The following is a 21640-nucleotide window of genomic DNA, read 5'->3' as shown; positions in this document are numbered from 1 at the left end:
GGATGAGGGGGCGAGGAGGCCGATCATGCGAATCGCTCTGAGGGTGGGGGCGGTCTGCGCGGTGACCGTACTGAGTGCGGGAACCGCCGCCACAGCCGTCGCCCACAACGACGACAGCGTCATCTGGGGCACCGTCGTCTCGGGCCCTGACCTGAAGGTGCGGGACGAGCCCAGCACCCACGGCTCGATCCTGGCGAAGCTGCCGTACGGCAGCCAGGACCGCGTCAAATGCGCGGTACAGGGGACCACCATCCACGGCAACCCGCACTGGTACTGGCTGGAGGGCGTCCGCGGCTGGGTGAGCGCGGCGTACGTCGACACCGGCGGCCGCCACGTGCCGGCCTGCGCCTCGTCCGGGGACCCGTGCCCGCAGTGGCGCGACCGGGACCACCGGGACTGCGACCACGACCCGTGCGCGTACCGCGATCACTGATGTACGCCCGGAGCTGAGAAGGGAACCGTCATGGCACACGCCGCACCCGTCCGCTACGCGCCCGGCGCACGGACGACCCCGACCCCGACCTCCACCTCCACCTCCGCGTCCCGCTGGGCCGGGCTCGCCCTGCTCATGGGCGTCGTCTACGGCCTGTGGGCCTGCGCGATCCGACGCGACGGCGGGCCGATCACCACCGGGAACGTCATGTTCGGAGTGGTGACCGGCCTCGTCTTCGCCGCCCTGATGTTCGCCCTGCACCGGATCGCGCCGGCGCTTCCGCGCGAGCTGCGCGCGCTGTCCTGGACGGCGTTCGCGGGCGTCGCGTTCGGCTATCTCTACAGCCTGGCCGGGGCGAGCGTGCTGCGGTCCGTCGGGATGGCGCTGGTGGTCGCGGCGGGAGTCTTCGCGGTGACGTTCTACCGCTACTACACGACCGAGTGAGCGGGCGCCTCGTCCGTGGGCTTCGCTGCTGCCCCGCGCCCCAGCCGGTGCGCCACGAGCAGTGCGGCCCCGAGCACCAGGGCCGAGTTGACGGCCACCGCCACGCCCACCCCGGACAGGACCGCCTGCGGATCGGCCCCCGATCCCGCACCCGGCCCCGTCCGGGCCGCGACGATCGCGCTCATCACCGGGATGCCGAGGGTGATGCCGACCTGCTGGGTCATGGTCGCCAGACCGGTCGCCAGGCCCTGCTCGGAGTCGGCGACACCCGACGTGGCGGTCACCATGAAGCCCACGATGACCAGCATGTTGCCGACACCGCCGACGAACGTGGCGGCCAGCAGCAGATACAGCCAGCCGCCCGACGTCCCGAGCGCGACCAGTGACAGCGTGGCGGCGGCCTGCACCACGCCCCCGCCGAGGATCGCCGCCCGGCCGCCGAACCGGCTCACCGCCCGCCCGCCGAGCATCCCCCCGGCCACCGTGCCCGCACCGAGGACACCGAACGCGAGCCCCGTGGCGAGCGCCGAGTACCCGAGCACTTCCTGGAGATAGAGCGTCATGAGGAAGACCAGCGAGGTCTCGGTGGCGAAGGCGATCAGGCCCGCCGTGTTGCCCCAGACGACCGAGCGGCGCCGCATGATGCGGACGGGCACGAGCGGCGCGGGCGAGCGCTGTTCCACGAACCAGAAGGCGACGAGCAGTCCCGCTCCCGCGAGCAGCGCGCCGACCGCGACGGGCTCGGTCCAGCCGCTCTCACCCGCCCGCGTGAGCCCGTAGACGAGGGCCAGCAGCCCGCCCGTGACGGTGACCGCGCCCGGCAGGTCCAGACGGTGTCTGCAGACGATCCGCGAGTCGGTGAGGAGGGACGGCGCGAGGGCGACGACGGCGGCCGCGACGGGCACGTTGATGAAGAACGCCCAGCGCCAGGAGAGCAGTTCGGTGAGGAGCCCGCCGAGGATCGCGCCGGTGGTGAAGCCCGCCGACATCAGGGCGCCGTTGAGACCGAGCGCCCGGTCCCGCAGCGGCCCCTCGCGGAACGCGGTGGTGAGCAGGGCGAGCCCCGCCGGGGTGACGGCCGCCGTGGCAAGACCCTGCAGCACGCGCGCCGTGAGGAGCACCTCCGGCGAGGTGGCGAGGCCGCCGAGGGCCGAGGAGAGGCCGAGCAGTGCCATGCCGCCGATGAAGAGCCGCTTGCGCCCGAAGAGGTCGGCGATCCGGCCGAAGAGGAGCGTGAAACCGGCGGCGGCGAGCGCGAACGAGGTGGCGATCCACTGGAGGTCGGCGAGGGAGAAGCCGAGCCCTTCGCCGACCACGGGCAGGGCGACGTTCAGGATGGAGAAGTCCACGGCGATCATGAACTGGGAGCCGAGGAGCAGGGTCAGGACGAGCTTCTGACGCCCGGTCATGGGGGTGGTCCCGGTCATCACAGGGTCTCCAGGTCCACCGCGTGGGCCATGGCCCGGTAACCGGCGTCGTTCGGGTGCAGGTGGTCGCCGCTGTCGTACGCGGGGGCCAGCCGCTCCGGGTCCTTCGGGTCGGCGAGTGCCTTGTCGAAGTCGACGTACGCGTCGTACTCGCCGGAGGTCCGCACCCACCGGTTGAACGCGTCGCTCACGGCGGCCGCGCGCTTGCCGTAGTGGTCGGACCCGCCGAGGGGGAGCAGCGTGGCGCCGACGGCCCGCACGCCCTTCGCCCGCGCCTCGCGGATCAACTTACGGTGGCCGTTGATGAGTTCGCGGGCGGAGACGACGGGGGCGGGCTTGTAGGTGGGCTTGTCGGTCTCGCTGAAGCCGATGTCGTTCAGGCCTTCGAGGATGACGACGGTGCCGACGCCGGGCAGGTCGAGGGCGTCCCGCGAGAGGCGGTTGATGCCCTTCTCGCCGTACCAGGCCGAGTCGTTGAGGACGAGGTTGCCGCCGATTCCGGCGTTCAGGACCGGGCGCTGCTTCCCCGTCCTGTCGAGGCGTTCGGCGAGGGCGTCGGACCAGCGGCGGTTGCGGTCGGTGGAGGAGGCGAAGCCGTCGGTGGTGGAGTCGCCGAAGAGGACGACGCCGTCGCGCTTCGGGGCGCTACCGGAGCCGCTGACGTCCACGCCGGAGAGGTAGTACCAGGACTCCGTCGACTCGCCGAAGGCCCCGGCACCCGCGTCGGCGGTGTGGTCGCCCTGGGCGCGGTAGCTGGTCGCGAAGGACTGGGCGTGGAAGGTGGCGGGGCCCGTCGTGCCCGAGAGGTGCAGGGTGACGGTGACGGACTCGAAGGGGTCGAGGTCCAGGCCCGCGGCGTCGCTGGAGAGTTGGCCGTACGCGGGAACGGTGACCGCGGACTTCCCCCGGAAGGTGAGCCGCCGCACGGACCCCTCCTCGACCGCGGCCGAGGCCGGAGCCCCCTTCTTCGTCCGGGCGATCGTGGCGCTCTCGATCCGCAGCGGCGAGCTGCCGTACGCGTTGGAGAGCCGGATGCGGGCTCTGTCGCCGCCCTCGGTGACGCGGACGACCTGGCGCAGGGTCTGGCCGTCGAAGCCTGCCTCCGACCAGTTGGGCTTGAAGCCGGTGCTCGGCCGCTGCGGGGCGCTCGCCCAGGCGGCGCTCCACGAAGCCTCCTTCCCCTTGTCGTGGTGCCCGGAGGAGGCTTGGGCGCCGGTCACGGCGAGCCCCGCGGTCAGGGCGAGGGCGGTGGCGGTGGCGGTGACGGCGAGGGACGTGCGGGCACGCGAAATCATCGTGAGCTCCTGGTGGTTGAAGAGAGGGTGTCCGTCCGGCGGGCCGCCGTCCTGACTCCTCAAAGATCCGCCGAGCGCGTTCCCCCATCAATGGCGATCTGTGGAACGATCGACACGCTCAGGCTTATCGATGCAGGTCACAGGGGGTATGCGGTGGAGCGGCAAGAGCTGGAGACCTTCTTGACCCTGGCCGAGGAGCTGCATTTCGGCCGTACCGCGGAGCGTCTCCTGCTCTCGCAGGCCCGGGTCAGCCAGACGCTGAAGAAGCTGGAGCGCAAGATCGGCGCCCCGCTCTTCGAGCGCACCAGCCGCGTGGTGCGGATGTCTCCGCTGGGCCGTCAGCTGTACGAGGATCTGGCGCCGCTCCACAAGGAGATGGAGGCGGCGGTCGCCCGCGCCAAGGACTCCGCGCGGGGCGTCGGCGGCGAGCTGAACGTCGGCTTCCTCGGCGCGGGCGCGGGCACGCTGACGGGCCCCGTCCTGGCCCTCTTCCGGGAGCGCCGCCCGGGTGTCGAGGTGCGGATGCGGGAGACGCAGTTCCAGGATCCGCTGGGCGCGCTGCGCGGCGGCGAGGTCGACGTGCTCTTCACGTGTCTCCCCGTCGAGGAGCCGGACCTGACCGTCGGCCCGGTCGTCATCAACGAGCCGCGCCTGCTCGCGATGCCGCTGGGCCACCCGCTCGCCGGGCGCACCTCCGTGTCCCTGGAGGAGCTGGCGGGCGAGACCTTCTTCGGCGTGGTGAACGGCGCGCCCGCGTACTGGTGGGACTTCCACGTCCCGCCGCGCACGCCCAGCGGCCGCGAGATCCACCGGGGGCAGGCCGTCGCGTCCTTCCAGGAGCTGATGACCCTCGTCGCGGCGGGCCAGGGCATCTCCCCGGTCGTCGCGTCCGTGGAGAAGTACTACGCGCGCCCCGGCGTCACCTTCGTCCCCCTGGACGACGTGCCCCGCGCCGAGGTGGCGCTGATCCACCGCACGGAGGGGACGGACGCGCGCGTGGAGGCGTTCGTCCGGGCGGTCGGGGACACGGTCGAGGCGAACGGCGGCCCGGCGGCGTTCTAAGGCGTACGCGACTCAGGCGTGCAGGATGCCCCCATGACCGCTCTGAGCTATTCCGCCGCATTCATCACGTTCTTCTCCGTGGTCGGGCCGCCCAAGGTGCTGCTCGCCTTCGCCGGGCTCGCGCAGCACCACCCCACGGCCGAGCTGCGGCGGATCGCGCTGATCTCGTCGGCGGCCGCGGTCTTCGTCGGCCTGGTGACCGGCATCGCCTCCCCCTGGCTCCTCGACCTCTTCCACATCTCGACGCCCGCGCTGCAGCTCGCGGGCGGGGTCATCTTCTTCATCTACGCCGTCGGACTCGTCCTCGGCATCCACCTCGGCTCGGACGGCTCGGGCACCGATGCGCCCGACCTGGTGAGCGGGGTGCGGCAGTTGCTCATGCCGTACGTCGTGAGCCCGCTGGCGATGACGGCCGTACTCATCGAGGGGGCGGCGCGCGACTCCTGGACGTGGCGGTCCACGGTGGTCGGCGCGTACGTCACCGTGATCGCCATCGACCTGCTCTGCGTCATCGTCCTGGGCCGCGTCCTGCAGCGCACGCACCACGCCACCATCGAACTCCTGGGCCGCCTCCTCGGGTTGCTGCTCGCCGCGGTCGGCGTGGACCTGGTCCTGGACGGCCTGACGTCACTGGGGGTCGCGGTGGCCCGCGACGGCCACTGAGAGCAGCGCGTCGCGCTCAGGCTGCTCGAAGTGCTGCTCGATGGCTTCGCGGACCGCCTCCGGAGCGGCCTCGGCCATCTCCGCGAGAACCTTCCCTCTGAGCACGGCAGGGGCCCACGCCGAGGCGTAGACGAGTGTGTCGACCCACTCCGGGTTCGCGGCGGTCAGGGCACCGGCATGGGCCCAGAGCCAGCCCGGGTCGTAGTCGCGGAACGTCAGCGGGGTGTCGCCGGGGCCGGTACCGGCGAGCGCGAGCTCCTTGGTCAGGGTGAGAGCCGCCCCGTCCACAGGGGCGCCTGCGCCGTCCACCACCAGCAGCCTCTCGTGCAGCAGCAGGGCCGCGCCGTCGAGGAGGGAGGACGAGGAGCGGCGCGGGTCCGGGGTCGTGCCCAGCCACTCCCGGCGCTCGGCCACCGAGCCCGCAAGGAGTTCGGCTCCCGCGGCGTGCCGCTCGTTGGTGAAGAAGTCGTAGGCCGCCCGCACCAGGAGCGGGTCCTCGGAGCTCAGCAGACGGGCCACCGACCGGCTCAGCACCGTCTGTTCGGCGCCGAGCAGGCGGTACAGCCGGGTGAGCCACCGGACGTGCAGTTCGACACCGGGCGGATCGAACGGCGGGCGCAGGGCCGCCTCGACGACCAGAGCGTCCCAGTCGGTGGCCCCGTCCAGCCGCACCCCGTCGAGTACGGAGGGGAGCTCGAAGTCGGGATGCCCGCCGCACACCCAGTCCGTGAACGCCGGGTGCAGGTCGTCCGATTCGGACCCGATCCGGTAGCTCCAGACCGTGTCCCGCCGGTGGCATCCGCAGGCGTAGCGCCGACGCTCCCCATCGGGCAGCACCTCCGACAGCACCGGTTCACCACAGCTCGTGCAACGCAGCGCGTTGCAGCCCACGAGGGACGCCCAGCCGAACTCGAACGGCTCCGTCGGCAGCCAGAAGCGCGCGCCCACCAACTCGGGGTAGGGACCGCAGAATTTCGTCATGCCCTGGATCCCGTTCCCGTTCCTGTTCCCGCAGGCGCCGCTTCCCCGGGGAACCTGCCGTCCTTGCCGCAGGCCCGCAGCTCGTCCTCGGTGAGGGGCTTGATGTTCCGGTACAGCCCCTGCGTCGGATCGTACTCACAGCCGAACGGCTCGGCCGCGGCCATGATCTCGACGAGGGTGTGGTGACTGGCCCCGACGAGGAACGCGATGGACGCGAGCCGGGCGCCGTACTTGTCCGCCTGGAGCGCCTTGGCGGCGCTCATCATCGTGTTGGTCGTGCCGGACGGTCCGCCGCCGAGCGGCAGGCTGAGCTTGCGCTGTGCCTCCACCCAGGTGTTCTTCTCGTTGATCATCCAGACCTTCGCGCCCGCGAGCCACTTCAGGGCATCCTGCTGCACGTCCCAGCTCGGGTCGTCCTTCGTGTGCATGGCCTTCTGCCGGTCACTGAAATCAAGACCGGTATCCGCGACCGTGTGCCCGGTGCGCCCGGTATCGCCGGGGTCCTGGTCGGGGTGCTGGGCCTTCAGTACGTCGTTGCGCCGGACCCGCGCGTCTCCCTGGTGTTCCACCGCCGAGCCCTGCGGAACGGGCGCGATGTCACGGGTGACGACGCTCGCCGGAGTGCCACCGGCCTTCATCATCGCGCGACGACGGTCCTGCAAGAAGGGCATGTTCAGCTTGGCCTCCTTCATGCGCTGGTCGATCTCCTCCCGCTTCGCGGAACTGGCCAGGTCCCGGGCCAGTACCTCGGTGAAGAAGCGCACGATGTGGGTGTACTGCTCGCTCAGCGTGCCCGAGTCGAAGACGGCCATCACATCGGCGACCGCGGTACCGACGAAGCCCGACTTCTCGACGCCTTCCTGACCGACGGTGCTGAAGATCTCGGCCAGCTGCTGATCGGCGTGGTCCCAGGCGCCGCCCACCCCGCTCCGGATGTACGCCTTGGCCTTCGTCGCCATGTCGGCCATGGCGCCCTTGGCGGCGGCGTGCGAGGAGGCCTTGGCCGCGAGCTTGCGCTCGAAGGCCATCGCGTCCACTTCGAACGCCGGGTCGGCGGCCTTCGACTGCCCGCTGGTGTTGGCGCCGAGCGTCAGGCCGTCGTCCGTGCGCTGCACCGACAAGGAGGCCACCCCGCCTCCGCCCCGCTCCTGGCTCCCTAAGTGCCCGGAACCCTGGAGCATCCCCACCACGGCCCTGTTGCCCAAGCTGCGCTGCAGGGCCATCAGCCCCGGTTCGGGCCGACCGGCACGCTGCGCGTGTTCGTGAACCGATGGATGCCCTGCCCCGGCGCGGCCCGATCTCCCACTGTCCCGCTTGTAGCCCATGGTCCCTCTTCTCGCAGGCCTGCACCCGGTCACAGGGAGTCCATTCCCCCAACCAACCTATGTCCGGGCCATGGTTCGGGCTACGTATCAAAGGGCAGACTCGGGGGCTCCATCGGGCAGTTCCTCGATCAGCATCTCCGGGCGCCCGGTGACCAGGAGCCACGCGGGCAGCGCCGCCACGCACAGCACGGGCAGCAGGGCCATGTCCATCACGACCACGGCGGCCGTGAAGAGGCTGAGCCAGCCCTGGCGGGTGGTGGCGAGCAGGATGCCGAGAACGGCACAGGTGATGGCAAGGGAGACCGGCACGGCGGCCACGAGGGCGTGCGCGAGCATGCCGAGGGCGACGCCCACGAAGACCGCGGGGAAGATCCGCCCGCCCCGGAACCCGCAGGTCCCCGCGACGACCAGCGCCGCGAGCTTCACGAGGGCGAGGAGCAGCAGGTTCCCGGCGCCGTGCGCGTCGGCGTGCGCGGTCAGCTCCTTCATCTCGTCGAGGCCCTTGAAGAGCGTGAGGTGCCCGCCGAGAGCGCCGAGCGCCCCGAGGACGAGCCCGCCGACGGTCAGCATGACCACGGGGTGCCCGAGCTGCCGGAAGGCCCGGTGGAAGAGCGGGAACGCATACACGGCGGCGAGCCCGACGGCCGCGGCGGCCGAGCTGATCACCATCGCGGAGACCACGTCGACGAGCCGCGCCCCGGGGTAGGCCGGTACGTCGATACGGAACGTCGGATGCGCGACGAGCACGGTGGTCAGCGCCCCGGCCCCCGCCGCCACCAGCGGCGCGAACAGCCGGTCCCACAGCGGCCGCGGGTCGTCCCCCACGACGGTCTCGGAGAGGATCAGCGCCGCGGCGACGGGCGTGCCGAAGAGCGCGCCGACGGTGCCCGCCGCCGCGAGCCCGACCCAGTCCGCGGCGCGCGAGCGGGGCATGGCCCGCATCCCGAGCGCGTACGCGAGGGCGATGTTGATGGCCGTGATCGGGTTCTCCGGACCGAGGCTCACCCCGCCCGCGAGCCCGATGACCACGGCGAGCGCGATGCCCGGCAGCAGCCGCACCGGCAGCGGCGGATCGACGAGCCCCGTCGTCGCCGGATCGGGCCCCGCGTGCCCCGGCACCTTCCACACCACGAGCCCCACGACCACGCCCACCACGGTGAGCGTGCCGAAGATCCACCCTGCTGATGCCCCGTCGATCCCGAACGCGTCGGGCAGCCGCTCCCACAGCACGTCCTGCAGCCGTTCGGCGACCCAGCTGAGCCCGAGCAGCAGCAGACTCGCCCCCACCCCGACGAGCAGGGCGGGGACGATCAGCGGAACGAGCGCGCGGGCCGCGGGCGGCAGACCCACGGCCCGTACGGGCACGGTCAGGGCCCGGCGACGTCGTCGCGGTCGTTGCAGAGCGCCCAGATCACGAAGACGCCGATCGCGATCGAGATGAGCGCCCAGACGGGCGTGTACGGCAGCCACAGGAACTGCGCCACGATCGCCAGCGCCGCGAGGGCGACGCCGCTCGCCTTCGCCCAGCTCGCGCCCTTGAGGATCCCCCAGCCGACGACGGCCACGAGGATGCCGAGGACCAGGTGGATCCAGCCCCACGTGGTGAGGCTGAACTTGTAGACGTAGTCGCCGATCCGTTCGTAGACGTCGTCCTTGGCGATGCCTGCGATGCCCTCGAAGATGCCGAGGATGCCGTTCACCATCATCAGGACACCGGCGAACATCGTGCCGCCGGACGCCCAGAGAGCGGTGCTCTTCTCGTGGTCGTGGTCCGGCTTGTTGCTGTGGGGTGCAGTCGCGCTGCTCATGTGCGCCGCCCCTTCTCTTCGGTCGGGGACTCACAGCGTCGAACGGTGGGTGGGGCGGGGCGACCGGGCGTGGGCCGAACGGGTGACACGACGAGTTACGTGATTTCGGTCACCTCAGCGCAATCGGCTGATTACTCTGAGCACATGGTCAAACTGCGCGACCTCGATCCCAGTGCGTCCCCCCTTGACTACTACGGCTCGGAATTGCGCCGCCTGCGCGAGGCGGCGGGCCTCAGCCAGCCGCAGTTGGGCTCCTGCGTCTTCGTCACGGCCTCGCTGATCGGCCAGGTCGAGACGACGAGGAGGGTCCCGACGAGGGACTTCTCGGAGCGGGTGGACGCGGCGCTGGGGACGGATGGGTTGTTCTCGCGGTTGGTGGGCTTGGTGTTGCGGAGCCAGTTGCCCTCCTGGTTCCAGCCCTTCGCTGAGATGGAGGCGCAGGCGACCTTCATCTCCACGTATCAATGCCAGTTGGTGTACGGCTTGTTGCAGACGGAGGCGTACGCGCGGGCGGTGCTTGGAGTTGAGCACAAGGAACGGCTCGACGAGCTCGTGGCGGCACGGATGGACCGACAACGGATTCTGAGCCGAGGCAATCCACCCGCGCTCCTCGTCGTGTTGGACGAAGCGGCGCTGCATCGGGAGATTGGCGGCCCGGACGTCATGCGCGAACAACTTTCCCGATTGCTGGACCTCCACGACAACCCTTGGCTGAACCTTCAGGTGCTGCCGTTCTCAGTGGGCCAACACGCTGCCGTGATGGGGTCGTTTACCCTGCTTCGCTTCGGTGACGACCCCGACTTGTTCTACGCGGAGAGCTACGACACCCCGCACATGACTGCCAACCCGCAAGTGATCAGGGAGCGTTCGCTCGGCTACGCTCGACTGCAAGGCTCGGCCCTCTCGCGGGAGGACTCGGCCACGCTGATCGCTCGCGTGATGGAGGAACGGTATGGGGAGCAGCCAGAGCCTGACGGTCGTGCCGTGGCGTAAGTCGTCCTACAGCGGCAGCAGCGGCGGTGAGTGCATCGAGTGCGCCCCCCTCAGCGGCGCAACGTGGCGTAAGTCGACGTACAGCGGCAACACCGGCGGCGAATGCATAGAGCTAGCCCAAGCCCAGTGCAACGGCTCCGTTGGGATGCGGGACAGCAAGAACCCCAACGGCCCCACCTTCACCGTCACCCGAACCGCCTTCACCCACTTCGTGACCGCCGCCGCTAGCGGAGATCTGTAGCAACCCTCTCGGCGACCACCGAGGTCATCCGCCGGATGCCCGGCGAACGCACCGGGCACGGCCGGGACTTGGCCGTGGTCGGCGCCAGACAGAAGTGCAGGAAGTCGTCGTCGAGGTGGAGAGCCGTGCGACCGGCGCCCTGCTCCGTGCAGTACGCGGGATGCTGACGCTCGTACGCCGTGCAGGGCAGCTTCTCCACCCACGTGTAGCGATCCGCGCCCGGCGCCACCGCCTTGCCCGCGTCGGCGACGAGGCCGCCCGAGGCGCGGGCCTGCGCCTCGTAGATCGCGTTCACGCGCCGCACGCGGTCGGGCGTGATCGCGTCGGGCCCCTGGAGGACCCACACGACACGGGTCCGCTCACCGCCCGCGCCCCGGATCTGCGCGGCGAGCCGCCGCGCGTCGGCCGCGTACCGGTCGAAGTACTTGTCGCGCTGCTTGTCGTACGTGATCCCCTTCATGCAGGGCGTGTAGCCCCACGCGTTGCCCCAGAACTGGAGGACGACGTAGTCGGGCCGCTGCGCCCGCACCAGGGCGGCGGCCTTGTCCTTGTCGGGGACGAGGGAGTCCTCGCCCGTGCCGTCGAGGTAGTCGCAGAGGGTCGTGCCCGAGTACGGCGCGCTGCGGTACCGCGCGCCGAGGCGGTCCTTCAGCTGTGCGCCCAGGACGTCCTGGTTCTCCATGGCGAGGGAGTCGCCGAGGTAGAGAACCTTGGGGGCGGGCTTGTCCGGGGCGTTCCGGGCGGCGCGCTGCCGCGTCGTGGCGGACGACGACGCGGACGGCTCGGGAGGCGCCGCGCGATCCGTGGCGCCGGGGAGGTCGGCCGGTGCCGCGTCCCCGGAGCCGGGGTCCCCGCAGGCGCCCAGTAAGAGCAGCCCGGCCAGTACCCCCGCGCTCCAAAGATTCCGCTTCCGCATGCGGCAACTCCCGCCCCAGACAGCCGAAATGGCCACCAGGCAAACACACGAGCGACGGGGAGGGAAGTGCTCCGCGTGCCAAGTCCGCTCAGTGGGCGGCAGCCGCGCGTTCGGCCCGCTCGAAGCGGCGGGCCAGCGCGCGGAAGGACTCCTTCGGCTCCCAGTGCCAGGGGGATTCCGGGTCTTCGGGGTGCTTGCGGAGCGTCTTGACGAGGCTGTAGCTGGCGATGTCGAGGTCGTGGCGGGGGGAGTCGGGCCGGTGCGGAAGCTCGGGGCTGACGAACTGGTAGACCAGCGCGGCGTGCAGGTTCATGGACTCGAAGACGTCGAAGACGTCCGAGAGGTACCCGGCCTGGGTGCCTTCGCTGCGCTTGAGCCCGCCGTTGATCTCCGGGGGCTCCTTCGTGTAGTCGACGGCGTCGTGCCAGCCCATGCCGCCGTCCTGCGGGGCGCCTTCGTAGGTGCAGGATCCGCATTCGGTGATGGCCACGGGCTTGCCCCACCGCGTGTGCGGGTTCAGGTCCTTCACGTAGCCGTCCGCGCTCCCGTGGTACCCGTAATAGTTCACGCTGACGACGTCGAAGAGCGACCAGTCGACCTCGTCGTCGTGCGCGGCGCCGTAGGTCAGCGGCCCCCGGAAGACGGCACGGCCGGTTTTCGCGGCAAGACCGATGAAGCGCCGCAGCTTCCGGACCATCTGCTGCGGGTCGTAGTTCCCCTTGAGGATGTTCTCGACCCGCTCCACGGCATTGGCGCCGGGCACGATCCCGGGCACGAACAGCACGAACTCGCAGCCGACGCTGAGGTACACGCGGGCGCCCTGCCGTCGCATCCGCTCGGCGTGCCGCCCGGTCTCGGCGAGGTGGTCGAGGATGTCCCGCTCCGGCACGTCCGCGAGGCGCGGCTGCAGCCAGACGTGCAGGCCGCGCCCGGCGGCCTCGGAGGCGGTGGCGGCGAGCCGCTCGACCCCGGTCCCGTAGACGGAGACGGAGTTCGCGTGCAGCTCGTGGCGGATGCGGCGCAGGTCGCGGCGCATGCGCCCCGCGCTCCACGCGGTGGCGGGGCCTTCCCCGTCCCCGACCTCGTAACAGACCCCGCGGTAGGCCGGTCCCCGCCGTACCCCCGTCCCGGCGGGGACCGGCACGGGAGCGCCACGACGTTCCGTACCGACGGCGGCCCCGGCCTGCCCGGCCCCCGCCAGCGCTCCGGCGGCGACCGCGGCCCCCACCGTGGCGGCCCCCGCCAGGAACCGGACCCTGCTGATACCGGTGTCGTTCCGTACAGCATCGTCGTCCCGCACAGCGCCTCCCGTGATCCCGATCCGGCGGCGGCCCTGCCGCCGCCGTCCGGTGACCCCGAGCATGCCGATCGGCGCACGGCGCGCTCATCGCACTTTGGTCTATGCGTGAACGACGAAGGTCTCGACCGTCAGCGGGCCACGAACTGCGTGAGTATCGCCTGGACTTCGTAGATGTCGACGCCCTTCGTGAACGTCTTCTGCAGCGGCGTCGGGTTGCTGGAGATCCAGATCTTCAGCTCGGCGTCGAGGTCGAAGTGCCCGGCCGTCTCCACGGCGAAGTGGGTGATGCTGCGGTACGGGACCGAGTGGTACTCGACCTTCTTGCCGGTGATCCCCTGCTTGTCGACCATGATCAGCCGACGGTCGGTGAACAGCATGGTGTCGCGTATCAGCGTGTACGCGGCGTGCACCTGCTCGCCGTGCCCGAGCAGCCGCCCGTACTCGCTCTGCGCCTTCGCCGGGTCGACGGTGTGCGCGTTTCCGAACAGTGCCATGTCAGGCCCCCCACTCGATGGTTCCGTAGCCCCCGCACCCCGGGTGAAGTGGGAAATGCGGGAGCTTGCCACTGTATACGGGGCCTCAGACGTCGTACGGGAGTCGCTCCGGGTCCAGCTCGCCGCCCCGCGCGAACGCCTCCGCGTAGGCGCTCTCGCCGAGGGCCGTCCGCGCCGCCGCCGCGATCCGGTCGACGTCGCCGCGTTCGGCGGGCGGCAGCGGGGCGCCCACGCTCCTGCGGGCCGCGTCCGCCGCGCCGAGGAGCTCGGCGGCCCGCTCCGCCCCCGCCCCTGCCTCCGCCGTCCCGGACACGGCCGCCGCGCCCGCGAGGCCCTCCAGGGAGAGGGCGACGGCGCGCGGCTCGGCGAGGGCGCGGGCGGTCTTGAGGCCGAGGAGGTGGTGGGCCTCGGCGCCGGGCCCGTCCCCTCGGAGCTCCGCGATGAAGCCGAGCTCGGCGTGGTGCAGGTGGTCGCCCGCCGGGGAGGACACGTCGGCGTGGCGGTCCCGGATGCGCATCAGGTGCGCTTCGGCCGCGTCGAGGTCGCCGGAGCGGCGGGCGCCGAGCGCGAGGCCCATCTCCGCGTGGATCTGGCCGTAGCGGTATCCGTACCGCTCCGCCAACTGCCGTGCCTCCTCGTGCAGTTCACGCGCCCGCTCCCAGTCGTGCGTGAGCAGCGCGAGACGGCCGAGTCCGGAGAGGCGTGCCGCGACCTCCGCCTGAAGGCCGAGCTCGCGCGCGATGGCAAGCCCCTCCTCCTGCCGCCTCACGGCCTCCGCGTACTCGCCCCGGATCTCGGCGAGCACGGCGAGCGGCGTGACGGTCTGCAACTCGCCCCACCGGTCGCCCAGTTCGGCGAAGAGCACGGCCGCGCGCCGCCCGTCGCGGCCGATCGTGTCGAGGTCGCCGCGGATCAGCGCGTGCATCGCGCGCAGGGCGAGGGCGGCGGCGGTCGTCCACTGGTCGTCGGTGCGGGTGGCGAGGGCGAGGGCCTGTGCGTTGGCGTCCTCGCTGGCGGCCGGGTCGCCCGCGCTGAAGAGGGCGTAGGCGTGGAGCCAGAGGGTGCGGGGGTTCCGCGGGGTGGTGGTGGCGGTGGTGCTGGTGGGGGCGGGTGTGGGTTGCGGGTCACCCGTGAGCAGTCGGAACGCGGTGTGCAGGAGGGCGAGTTGGCTGTCACCGGGTGGGGTGGCGAGGGCGGCGGTGGGTGTGGTGCCGGGTGCGGTGTCGTGTGTGGCGCCGGGGGTGGCGCCGGGGGTGGTGTCGCCCGCTGCGCCGGGGGCCGTGGTGGGGGCGCTGCGGGGAGCGGCGCCGCGTACCGCCGCGAGGGCGTGCCGTGCCTCCGTGAGGCGGCCCCGCAGCAGCCACCACCACGTGAGCGCCGTGGCGAGCCGGGCCGCCTCGTCCCCCGAGGAGTGCCGGACCGTCTCGTCCAGCGCCGAGCGGAGGTTGGCCGCTTCCGCGTCCAGGCGGGCCAGCCAGACCCGCTGGCCGCCGTCGCGCAGCCGGGGCTCGGCGCGTTCGGCGAGGTCCAGGTAGTGGTGGAGATGGCGTTCGCGTACGCCGGTCAGGTCCTCCATCGCGTGCAGCCGCTCCATGGCGTACGCGGCCACGGACTCCAGGAGGCGGTAGCGCGGCGCCGTCCCGGCGGGCCCGGGTGCCATGACGACCAGGGAGCGGTCGACGAGGCGGGTCACGAGGTCGAGCACCTCGTCGCGGGTCACGCCGTCGCCTGCGCAGACGTCCTCCGCCGCGTCGAGCGTGCAGCCGTCGCGGTGCACGGCGAGGCGGCGCAGCACGATCCGCTCGGGCGCGGTGAGCAGCTCCCAGCTCCAGTCGATCATCGCCCGCAGCGTCTGCTGACGGGCCGGCGCGCCGCGCTGCCCCGAGGAGAGCAGCCGGAACCGGTCGCCGAGCCGGTCGGCCAACTCCCGCACGCCCAGGGCCCGTACGCGCGTGGCGGCGAGTTCGAGCGCGAGGGGGATGCCGTCGAGGCGGCGGCAGATCTCCGCCACGGCAGCCTCGTCGTCCCCGCCCTCGGCGAGCGAGAAGCCGGGGGCGGCGGCGGTCGCACGGGCCACGAACAGCCGGACGGCGTCCACTGCCGGTAGCGGCTCCACGAGGAACACGGTCTCGCCGGTCAGGCCCAGCGGTTCCTGGCTGGTGGCCAGGACGCGCAGGCCGGGGGCGGCGCGCAGCAGGGCGTCCGCGAGCGCGGCGGCCTCCTCGACGACCTGCTCGCAGTTGTCGAGGACGAGGAGCGTGCGGCGGTCGCGGAGGGCGGCGGTCAGGCGGTCGAGGGGAGTGGTGGGGCGTGCGGTGGTGGATGAGGCCGAGGGCATGTCGTCGCGGAGGCCGAGGGCCGTGGAGACGGATACGGCGAGGTCGGCGAGGGTGCTGTCGCCGCGCAGGGCGGCGAGCTCGACGAGCCGGACGTCGTCGGGGGAGGACGCGGCGGAACGGGCTGCGGCTTCCAGCGCGAGCCGCGTCTTGCCGACACCACCGGGGCCGGTGAGGGTCACGAGGCGTCCGGCGGCGAGGAGTTCGCCGACTTCCGCGACGGCTTGGGTGCGGCCTACGAGGGGGGTGAGGGGGGTGGGGAGTGCCTGGCGGCCCCCTTGTTCCACGGTGGGACCGGGGCCTGCGGCTGGACGAGTGCTCAGGTCCGGAGCCGGGCTCAGGTTCGGCTCGACGTTCGGCTCCGGAACCCGCCGCCCCAGCGACGGATCCTGGCGGAGGATCGCCTCGTGCAGGGCCGCAAGCTCCGGCCCGGGATCGAGCCCCAGCTCCTCCGACAACTGTCTCCGCAGCGCCGCGTACGAGGCGAGCGCCTCGCTCTGCCGCCCCGCCAGGTACAGCGCACGCAGCTGCGCCGCCCGCAACCGCTCCCGCAGGGGGTGCCGGGCCACCAGGTCCGCCAACTCCCCCGTGAGCAACGTATGGTCGCCCGCCGCGAGACGCGCCTCCGCCTGCTCCTCCACCACGGCGAGGCGCTGCTCCGCGAGCCGGTCCGCGGCCGCGCGTACGAACTCCTCGTCGGCCAGATCGGCGTACGCGGGCCCCCGCCACAACGCGAGCGCCTGCCCGAGCGCATGGGCCCGGGACCGCGGGTCCGGCGCCCGCCGCGCCTCCTCGACCAGGGCGCGGAAGCGGTCGGCGTCCACCTCGTCGCCCGCCGCCGGGTCGAGGCGCAGCCGGTAGCCGGGCGGCTGGTGCACCACGCGGTCGCGGCCGAGGGCGCGGCGCAGCTGGGAGACCTTGGACTGCAGGGCGTTGGCCGGATTGCCGGGCGGCGCGTCGCCCCACAGGTCGTCGATGAGCCGGTCCGCGGAGACGGGCCGCCCCTCGTGCACCAGAAGGTCGGCGAGGAGCGCCCTGACCTTCGCCTCGGGAACCTTGACCGGTTCCCCCTTGCCGTCCCGCACCGCCAGTGGACCGAGCACCCCGAAATGCATGCGGATCACCGTACACAGCGAGCCCCTGACCAGGCCCCGCCGGACCATCAGCGAACCGTCAGCGAACCGTCAGCGACCCCGATGCGCCCCCGAGCAGAGTCGTCCCCGTCAGCAGCCGACGGAGGACGGAGCAGGGCGGATGCCCAAGTACGCAGGCAGGAAAGCGGTGGTGGTCGGCGGGGCGACCGGGCTCGGCCTCGCCATCGCCAAGCGGCTCGTCGAGGGCGGCGCCGAGGTCCTGGTGACCGGCGGCCCCGGGGCGGACCTCGACGAGGCCGCCGTGGAGGTGGGCTCCTGCGCCCACGTCGTCCGCTGCGACCCGGCGGACCCCGCGGCCGTCGAGGCGCTGGCCCCCGCGGTCGGGGCGCGGCTCGGCCACGTCGACCTCCTCTTCGTCCACGGTAACGACGGCCTGCCCGCGCCGCCCGCGCCCGGCCTGCTCCGGCTCCTGGCGGACGACGGCTCGCTCGTCCTCACCGGCCCGTCGCCCGACGACCCGGCGGCGAACTCCCTCTCCCCGGTGATCTGTTGCCGGGGCCCCGCCGACGAGACGGCCGGGACCGCGCTCCGCCTGGCGGCGCTGACTCCTCGTACCCCGCAGACCTCTCGTACCCCGCGTACCCCACAGACCTCTCGTACCCCGCAGACCCCCAGCACCCCCGACCCCCTCGTACACCCGTGACGCACCGATAGGACGGCTCGCGATGCCCACCCTGCGCACCACCCCCACCACCACCAAAGAAGCCCCCCTCACCCAAAACCGTCAGCGACCCGAAGAGTCCCCCCAGAAACTCCCCCTCCTCGCCCTACTCGCCCTGGCCACCGCCGTCTTCATCACCAGCCTCACCGAGACCCTCCCCGCGGGCCTGCTCCCTGCGATGAGCGCCGACCTCGGCGTCGGCGAGTCGGCGACCGGGCAGACGATCACCGTCTACGCACTCGGCACCGCCCTCACCGCGATACCGCTGACCGCGGCCACCGCGGGCTGGCGCCGCAAGCGGCTGCTCCTCATGGCGATGGCGGGCTTCGCCGCCGCCAACACCGTGACCGCCCTCTCGCACGACTACACCCTGACGATGGCCGCCCGCTTCGTCGCCGGTGTCGCCGCGGGACTCGCGTGGGCCCTGCTCGCCGGGTACGCCCGCCGCATGGCGCCCGCCCACCTCCAGGGCAAGGCGATCGCCATCGCCATGGCGGGCATCCCGGTCGCCCTGTCGCTGGGCGTGCCCGCCGGGACGTTCCTCGGCAAGGTGCTCAGCTGGCAGGTGGCGTTCCTGGTCATGACCGGGCTCACCGTCGGCCTGCTGGCCTGGATCGCCGCGCTCGTCCCCGACTACCCCGGGCAGGAGCCCGGCGGCGCGCGGACCCCGATGCTGCGCACCCTGCGCGTGCCCGGCGTGACCCCGGTCCTCTTCGTCACCCTGGTCTTCGTCCTGGCCCACACCGTCCTCTACACCTACATCGCCACGTTCCTCGACGAGCTCGGCATGGGCGGCTCGACCGACCTCGTCCTCCTCGTCTTCGGCGCCGCGTCCCTGGCCAGCATCTGGATCGTGGGCGCGCTGATCCACCGCAAGCTGCGCGCGCTGACGCTCGCGAGCGTGCTCCTGGTCGGCGTGGCGGCGGCCGTGCTTGCCGTCTTCTCGGACACCCCGGCGCTCGTGTACGTCGCCGTGACGCTGTGGGGCCTCGGCTGGGGCGGCGCTCCCACGCTCCTGCAGACCGCCGCGGGCGACGCGGGCGACGCTGCCGGTGCGGCGGACGCCGCCCAGGCCATGCTCGTCACCCTGTGGAACGCCGCGATGGCGGGCGGCGGTGTCTTCGGCGGCATCCTGCTCGGCCTGGTCGGCACCTCGTCCTTCCCCTGGACGATCCTGCTGCTCCTGATCCCGGTCCTGCTGGTGGTGACCGCGGCCCGGAGGCACGCGTTCCCGTTGCGGAACCGGGTCTGAGAAACTCACGTCTTCGAACAGAGACGGAGAAAGGGGGAGGCCGATGATGATCGTGCTGCTCTACATCGTGATGGTGGTCGTGGCCCTGGGGCTCGCAGCGATGGTCTGGGCGTCGCGCGGCGGCCCCCGCTGGGTCCAGGGCGTGGCCAAGGCGACGCAGGTCTCCGCGGACCTGTTCTTCTCGGCGGCCAGGAGAAGCGGCCGGAGCAACAACAACTCGGGCAATTCCGGCGACTCATGAGGCCGACGCGGGGACACGGCAACTTCGGCCGGGTCCCCGCGCGGCACCGACTCCCAACGCGACGCCGAAGCCCGCTGGCTCGCGACCCAACGCCCGTCCCGCATCCGTGAGGTGCAGGCCGGGCGTCTCGCATGGACCCGGGTCGACCTGCTCGACGTCGAGGAGGTCGGCGCCAGGCTCTCAGAACTCGTCGGCGCCGTTGCGCAGTTCGTACGTCCAGTAGCCGGTCAGCGCCTTCGCCGGGTCGACGGCGATGCCGCCGCTGCCCGGGGCCCTGACGGCGGCCATGCCGCCGCCGCCCTGCAGCGTCACCGAGAAGGCGGAGACGGGCTCGTTGCTCTCGTCGACACCGCCGTCCGACACCTTGACCAGCGCGTAGGCGGGGGCACCGGCCTTCAGGACGACGGGGGCCGCGGGCTTGCTCTTGGCGACGGCGGGCACGTTCTGCTTGTGGCTCTCCAGGAACTGGATCTCCGGGAAGCCGGTCATCCTGCAGCTGTGGCCCGACGTGTTCTTCGCGGTCAGGACGATGTGGGTGGAGGGCGGCCCGCCGTGGCGCGCGGCGCTGATGGCGACGTCCTTGGTGGTGCAGACGGGAGCGGCCGAGGCGGCCTGCTTCCCACCGGGGGCGGAGGCCTTGGTGGCGTCGGACGAGCCGGACGAGCCGGACGAGCCCGCGGTCTTCGCGGCGTCGGTGTTGGCGTCGGTGCCGTGGGACGCGCCCACCGAGACCGTCGTCTCGGGCGTGTCCGCCCCGGCGGACTTCGTGTCGGAGCCGCCCCCGCCGCAGGCGGTGAGGGAGAGGGCGAACACGGCGGCGCCGGTGGCGGCGAGGACGGTGGAGCGGCTGCGGAACGTACGCATGGGAATTCCCCCGGGAGTGCTTGAGCGGTGACGCGCCCTGCTGACCTGCGGACTTGCTGACACGCATCACTCTGGGCGACACCGCTCACGTTCCGCTGCCGTGCCGCTCACGTCCCGCTGCCGTGCTGGGCCCGAGGTCAGTCCGAGGGATCCGTGAGCGTGGGATCGGCGGTCCCGTCGACCACCTCGCGTGCCACGTCGTGCAGCAGCCGCCGGTGGGACCGCGCGTACGAGCGCAGGGCCTCGAAGGCGCCCTCCATGGTCAGCGACCTGCGCGTGGCGATCACCCCCTTGGCCTGCTCGATGATCACGCGGCTGGTCAGGGCCCGCTCCAGCTGGCCCGCGAGCGCCCGGCCGTCCTCGGCCTCGCGCGCCCGCTGCAGCGTGACGGCCGTGAAGTCCGCGAGGGACCGGCCGAGCGCAAGGTCGGCCGGAGCGGGGACGTCCTCCTGGCCGGAGAACAGGACGAGCGCGCCGAGGGTGCGGCTGGGCACGCGGAGCGGGAGGGCGGCGACGTGGGTGTGGCCCAGCGCCAGGGCCCCCGGGGTGTAGCGCGGCCAGCGCTGCCGCGCCGCGGGGCTGTCGAGGGACGTGGGGGCCGCGAGGTGCGCGTCGGTGCGGTGCGGGCCGTGGCCGGGGCCCTCGTGCCAGGAGAGTGCCTCGCGCTCCAGGCGGGTCACGTCGGGGTCGGATCCGTTCGCCTGCGGGGCCTCGCCGCTGCCGGGGTCGTACACGACGGAAGCGGCGGACACACCCAGGAGTGACGGGCTGCGGCCGACGAGGACCGCGAGCGTCTGGGGTACGTCCAGTGAGCCTTCCGTCGAGCTGCCGGCCAGGGCGACGAACGTGTCGGCCAGCTGCTGTTGGGGGGTCATGCCGAGCTCCTCAAGGAGTCAGAGATAAGGGTCCCCGTCCAGGATCCGCCGGGCGATCGCCTCGGTCGTCGTCTCTTCGGCGAACGCGCGTGCCTTGATCAGTGCCAGTGCGTCGCTGATGCTGCAGTCGACCCGCACGGAGAGGACGCCCGACGCCTGCTGGACGGCTTCCCTGTGGTCCGTTCCGCCATAGAGCTCCGGGTCGGCGTCCGGGCCGAGCAGCACGATGCGGGTGAGGGCGTCGGTGACCTCGGCGAGACCCGCGGATCCCACGAGGCCGGGGCGCGGGTCGAACACCGCGAGCGCCCCGAAGCAGCCGGTCTGTGTCTCCAGCGGGACGGCGAGCACTGACGTGATGCCCAGGGAGGTGAGGCCGGGTCCGTAACCGGGCCAGCGCCGCTCGATCTCGTCGCCCGCCGAATGGACGGGGCGGCGCCGGTACGACGCTTCGCGGCACGGCCCCTCACCGAGCACGTACTCCAAGTCCTGGGCGGCCAGGGCCGGTTCGCCGGAGACCGCGACCGCCAGCTGGTTCTGCGTGGAGTCGACCAGGGTGATCGCGGCGCTCTCCGTGCCCAGCGCGTCCGCGACGCCCGTCATGAACCGGGGTCGGCTCCCTTTGCCCCGGGCCCACGCCACCGTACGGTCGGCGAAGGCGGCGTGGAGGGCGGCCGACGAGCGGTGGCAGGCGGCCGACCGCCGATGTGTCTCGGCGATGTGCGCGTGGAACTCGCCGCCCTCGGGGTCGGCCGCCAGCCGTTCGTGGCGCTCGGCCGCGGCCGCGGCCCGCTCCGCCCGTTCCAGCGCACGGGCGGCACGTCCTCGTGCGGTCGCCACCACGCCGAGGGCTTCGTCGTACCCCTGCGGCTCCATAG

General features: G+C 72.5%; 22 protein-coding genes. 9 read left to right on the top strand and 13 right to left on the bottom strand.

Going from position 1 to position 21640, the window contains the following annotated elements; translation table 11 throughout:
- Positions 1–25 precede the first annotated feature (25 nt).
- Both ABZV77_RS24820 and ABZV77_RS24815 read left to right on the top strand, forming a co-directional pair.
- The gene (locus ABZV77_RS24820; RefSeq protein ID WP_356260786.1) at positions 26–433 is read left to right on the top strand and encodes an SH3 domain-containing protein; all 408 of its coding nucleotides are present in this window, start codon (positions 26–28) and stop codon (positions 431–433) included.
- 30 nt (positions 434–463) lie between these two features.
- On the top strand, positions 464–877 hold the full coding sequence (locus tag ABZV77_RS24815; RefSeq protein ID WP_356260783.1) for a hypothetical protein: 414 nt from the start codon (positions 464–466) through the stop codon (positions 875–877).
- Here the strand turns inward: ABZV77_RS24815 and ABZV77_RS24810 are convergent.
- Both ABZV77_RS24810 and ABZV77_RS24805 read right to left on the bottom strand, forming a co-directional pair.
- Positions 862–2286 (bottom strand): MFS transporter, encoded by a 1425-nt coding sequence (locus tag ABZV77_RS24810; RefSeq protein ID WP_356261593.1) that lies wholly within the window; start codon positions 2284–2286, stop codon positions 862–864. The two genes, ABZV77_RS24815 and ABZV77_RS24810, sit on opposite strands and share 16 nt — an antisense overlap.
- A gap of 17 nt (positions 2287–2303) precedes the next feature.
- Entirely contained in the window at positions 2304–3599 is a 1296-nt protein-coding gene (locus tag ABZV77_RS24805; RefSeq protein ID WP_356260781.1) for an SGNH/GDSL hydrolase family protein, read from the bottom strand.
- Between the two features lie 153 nt (positions 3600–3752).
- Here ABZV77_RS24805 and ABZV77_RS24800 point away from each other — a divergent pair, with 153 nt between their 5' ends.
- The gene (locus ABZV77_RS24800; RefSeq protein ID WP_356260778.1) at positions 3753–4661 is read left to right on the top strand and encodes a LysR substrate-binding domain-containing protein; all 909 of its coding nucleotides are present in this window, start codon (positions 3753–3755) and stop codon (positions 4659–4661) included.
- A 33-nt stretch (positions 4662–4694) separates the two neighbouring features.
- Entirely contained in the window at positions 4695–5324 is a 630-nt protein-coding gene (locus tag ABZV77_RS24795; protein ID WP_356260776.1) for a MarC family protein, read from the top strand.
- Here the strand turns inward: ABZV77_RS24795 and ABZV77_RS24790 are convergent.
- The 4 genes from ABZV77_RS24790 to ABZV77_RS24775 form a co-directional block, all read right to left on the bottom strand.
- Complete coding sequence (locus ABZV77_RS24790; protein ID WP_356260773.1) at positions 5289–6305, bottom strand: hypothetical protein; 1017 nt, start codon at positions 6303–6305, stop codon at positions 5289–5291. The two genes, ABZV77_RS24795 and ABZV77_RS24790, sit on opposite strands and share 36 nt — an antisense overlap.
- Positions 6302–7426: a hypothetical protein gene (locus tag ABZV77_RS24785; protein ID WP_356260771.1), complete on the bottom strand. Its 1125-nt coding sequence runs from the start codon at positions 7424–7426 to the stop codon at positions 6302–6304. The genes ABZV77_RS24790 and ABZV77_RS24785 overlap by 4 nt, the downstream gene beginning before the upstream one ends.
- Before the next feature lie 291 nt (positions 7427–7717).
- Positions 7718–8980 (bottom strand): ion channel protein, encoded by a 1263-nt coding sequence (locus ABZV77_RS24780; RefSeq protein WP_356260769.1) that lies wholly within the window; start codon positions 8978–8980, stop codon positions 7718–7720.
- Between the two features lie 17 nt (positions 8981–8997).
- Positions 8998–9438, bottom strand: a complete 441-nt coding sequence (locus ABZV77_RS24775; protein WP_356260766.1) for a hypothetical protein — start codon at positions 9436–9438, stop codon at positions 8998–9000.
- 144 nt (positions 9439–9582) lie between these two features.
- On the opposite strand from ABZV77_RS24775, the gene ABZV77_RS24770 reads away from it, so the two are divergent.
- Both ABZV77_RS24770 and ABZV77_RS24765 read left to right on the top strand, forming a co-directional pair.
- Entirely contained in the window at positions 9583–10431 is an 849-nt protein-coding gene (locus ABZV77_RS24770) for a helix-turn-helix transcriptional regulator (RefSeq protein WP_356260765.1), read from the top strand.
- On the top strand, positions 10391–10672 hold the full coding sequence (locus ABZV77_RS24765) for a DUF397 domain-containing protein (protein WP_356260763.1): 282 nt from the start codon (positions 10391–10393) through the stop codon (positions 10670–10672). Before ABZV77_RS24770 ends, ABZV77_RS24765 begins: the two co-directional genes overlap by 41 nt.
- On the opposite strand, the gene ABZV77_RS24760 is transcribed toward ABZV77_RS24765, so the two are convergent.
- The 4 genes from ABZV77_RS24760 to ABZV77_RS24745 all read right to left on the bottom strand — a co-directional run bounded on the left by ABZV77_RS24760 (position 10656) and on the right by ABZV77_RS24745 (position 16833).
- Positions 10656–11588: an SGNH/GDSL hydrolase family protein gene (locus ABZV77_RS24760; protein WP_356260760.1), complete on the bottom strand. Its 933-nt coding sequence runs from the start codon at positions 11586–11588 to the stop codon at positions 10656–10658. The two genes, ABZV77_RS24765 and ABZV77_RS24760, sit on opposite strands and share 17 nt — an antisense overlap.
- Positions 11589–11676: 88 nt before the next feature.
- Positions 11677–12888: an abortive phage infection protein gene (locus ABZV77_RS24755; RefSeq protein WP_356260757.1), complete on the bottom strand. Its 1212-nt coding sequence runs from the start codon at positions 12886–12888 to the stop codon at positions 11677–11679.
- A gap of 128 nt (positions 12889–13016) precedes the next feature.
- The gene (locus tag ABZV77_RS24750) at positions 13017–13382 is read right to left on the bottom strand and encodes a PH domain-containing protein (RefSeq protein WP_283145703.1); all 366 of its coding nucleotides are present in this window, start codon (positions 13380–13382) and stop codon (positions 13017–13019) included.
- A gap of 85 nt (positions 13383–13467) precedes the next feature.
- Entirely contained in the window at positions 13468–16833 is a 3366-nt protein-coding gene (locus ABZV77_RS24745; RefSeq protein WP_356260753.1) for a BTAD domain-containing putative transcriptional regulator, read from the bottom strand.
- 139 nt (positions 16834–16972) lie between these two features.
- On the opposite strand from ABZV77_RS24745, the gene ABZV77_RS24740 reads away from it, so the two are divergent.
- From ABZV77_RS24740 to ABZV77_RS24730, 3 genes are read left to right on the top strand one after another with little or no spacing between them, the layout of a single operon-like run.
- Entirely contained in the window at positions 16973–17515 is a 543-nt protein-coding gene (locus ABZV77_RS24740) for an SDR family NAD(P)-dependent oxidoreductase (protein ID WP_356260751.1), read from the top strand.
- A 22-nt stretch (positions 17516–17537) separates the two neighbouring features.
- Positions 17538–18785, top strand: coding sequence for an MFS transporter (locus ABZV77_RS24735; RefSeq protein ID WP_356260748.1), 1248 nt, complete (start codon positions 17538–17540; stop codon positions 18783–18785).
- A gap of 43 nt (positions 18786–18828) precedes the next feature.
- On the top strand, positions 18829–19026 hold the full coding sequence (locus ABZV77_RS24730; RefSeq protein ID WP_356260745.1) for a hypothetical protein: 198 nt from the start codon (positions 18829–18831) through the stop codon (positions 19024–19026).
- A gap of 180 nt (positions 19027–19206) precedes the next feature.
- Here ABZV77_RS24730 and ABZV77_RS24725 read toward each other — a convergent pair whose 3' ends face one another.
- The 3 genes from ABZV77_RS24725 to ABZV77_RS24715 form a co-directional block, all read right to left on the bottom strand.
- Positions 19207–19890 carry a DUF4232 domain-containing protein gene (locus ABZV77_RS24725; RefSeq protein WP_356260742.1) on the bottom strand — a complete coding sequence of 228 codons (684 nt, stop codon included), beginning with the start codon at positions 19888–19890 and terminating at the stop codon, positions 19207–19209.
- Positions 19891–20027: 137 nt separating this feature from the next.
- The gene (locus tag ABZV77_RS24720; protein ID WP_356260739.1) at positions 20028–20765 is read right to left on the bottom strand and encodes an ANTAR domain-containing protein; all 738 of its coding nucleotides are present in this window, start codon (positions 20763–20765) and stop codon (positions 20028–20030) included.
- A gap of 18 nt (positions 20766–20783) precedes the next feature.
- On the bottom strand, positions 20784–21638 hold the full coding sequence (locus ABZV77_RS24715; RefSeq protein WP_356260736.1) for a GAF domain-containing protein: 855 nt from the start codon (positions 21636–21638) through the stop codon (positions 20784–20786).
- Positions 21639–21640: the final 2 nt, after the last annotated feature.

The organism is Streptomyces sp. NPDC004732 (assembly GCF_040609235.1).
Lineage (GTDB): Bacteria > Actinomycetota > Actinomycetes > Streptomycetales > Streptomycetaceae > Streptomyces.
The sequence above is the reverse complement of the archived record's forward strand: the minus strand, read 5'-3'. Positions and strand labels throughout refer to the sequence as shown.

Bases quoted from the DNA above. Each gene is read 5' to 3' on its own strand.
- ABZV77_RS24720 (WP_356260739.1), bottom strand. From the start codon at position 20,765: ATGACCCCCCAACAGCAGCTGGCCGACACGTTCGTCGCCCTGGCCGGC.
- ABZV77_RS24815 (WP_356260783.1), top strand. From the start codon at position 464: ATGGCACACGCCGCACCCGTCCGCTACGCGCCCGGCGCACGGACGACC.
- ABZV77_RS24805 (WP_356260781.1), bottom strand. From the start codon at position 3,599: ATGATTTCGCGTGCCCGCACGTCCCTCGCCGTCACCGCCACCGCCACC.
- ABZV77_RS24735 (WP_356260748.1), top strand. From the start codon at position 17,538: ATGCCCACCCTGCGCACCACCCCCACCACCACCAAAGAAGCCCCCCTC.
- ABZV77_RS24715 (WP_356260736.1), bottom strand. From the start codon at position 21,638: ATGGAGCCGCAGGGGTACGACGAAGCCCTCGGCGTGGTGGCGACCGCA.
- ABZV77_RS24765 (WP_356260763.1), top strand. From the start codon at position 10,391: ATGGGGAGCAGCCAGAGCCTGACGGTCGTGCCGTGGCGTAAGTCGTCC.
- ABZV77_RS24725 (WP_356260742.1), bottom strand. From the start codon at position 19,890: ATGCGTACGTTCCGCAGCCGCTCCACCGTCCTCGCCGCCACCGGCGCC.
- ABZV77_RS24795 (WP_356260776.1), top strand. From the start codon at position 4,695: ATGACCGCTCTGAGCTATTCCGCCGCATTCATCACGTTCTTCTCCGTG.
- ABZV77_RS24775 (WP_356260766.1), bottom strand. From the start codon at position 9,438: ATGAGCAGCGCGACTGCACCCCACAGCAACAAGCCGGACCACGACCAC.
- ABZV77_RS24820 (WP_356260786.1), top strand. From the start codon at position 26: ATGCGAATCGCTCTGAGGGTGGGGGCGGTCTGCGCGGTGACCGTACTG.
- ABZV77_RS24770 (WP_356260765.1), top strand. From the start codon at position 9,583: ATGGTCAAACTGCGCGACCTCGATCCCAGTGCGTCCCCCCTTGACTAC.
- ABZV77_RS24740 (WP_356260751.1), top strand. From the start codon at position 16,973: ATGCCCAAGTACGCAGGCAGGAAAGCGGTGGTGGTCGGCGGGGCGACC.
- ABZV77_RS24750 (WP_283145703.1), bottom strand. From the start codon at position 13,382: ATGGCACTGTTCGGAAACGCGCACACCGTCGACCCGGCGAAGGCGCAG.
- ABZV77_RS24790 (WP_356260773.1), bottom strand. From the start codon at position 6,305: ATGACGAAATTCTGCGGTCCCTACCCCGAGTTGGTGGGCGCGCGCTTC.
- ABZV77_RS24730 (WP_356260745.1), top strand. From the start codon at position 18,829: ATGATGATCGTGCTGCTCTACATCGTGATGGTGGTCGTGGCCCTGGGG.
- ABZV77_RS24745 (WP_356260753.1), bottom strand. From the start codon at position 16,833: ATGCATTTCGGGGTGCTCGGTCCACTGGCGGTGCGGGACGGCAAGGGG.
- ABZV77_RS24810 (WP_356261593.1), bottom strand. From the start codon at position 2,286: ATGACCGGGCGTCAGAAGCTCGTCCTGACCCTGCTCCTCGGCTCCCAG.
- ABZV77_RS24760 (WP_356260760.1), bottom strand. From the start codon at position 11,588: ATGCGGAAGCGGAATCTTTGGAGCGCGGGGGTACTGGCCGGGCTGCTC.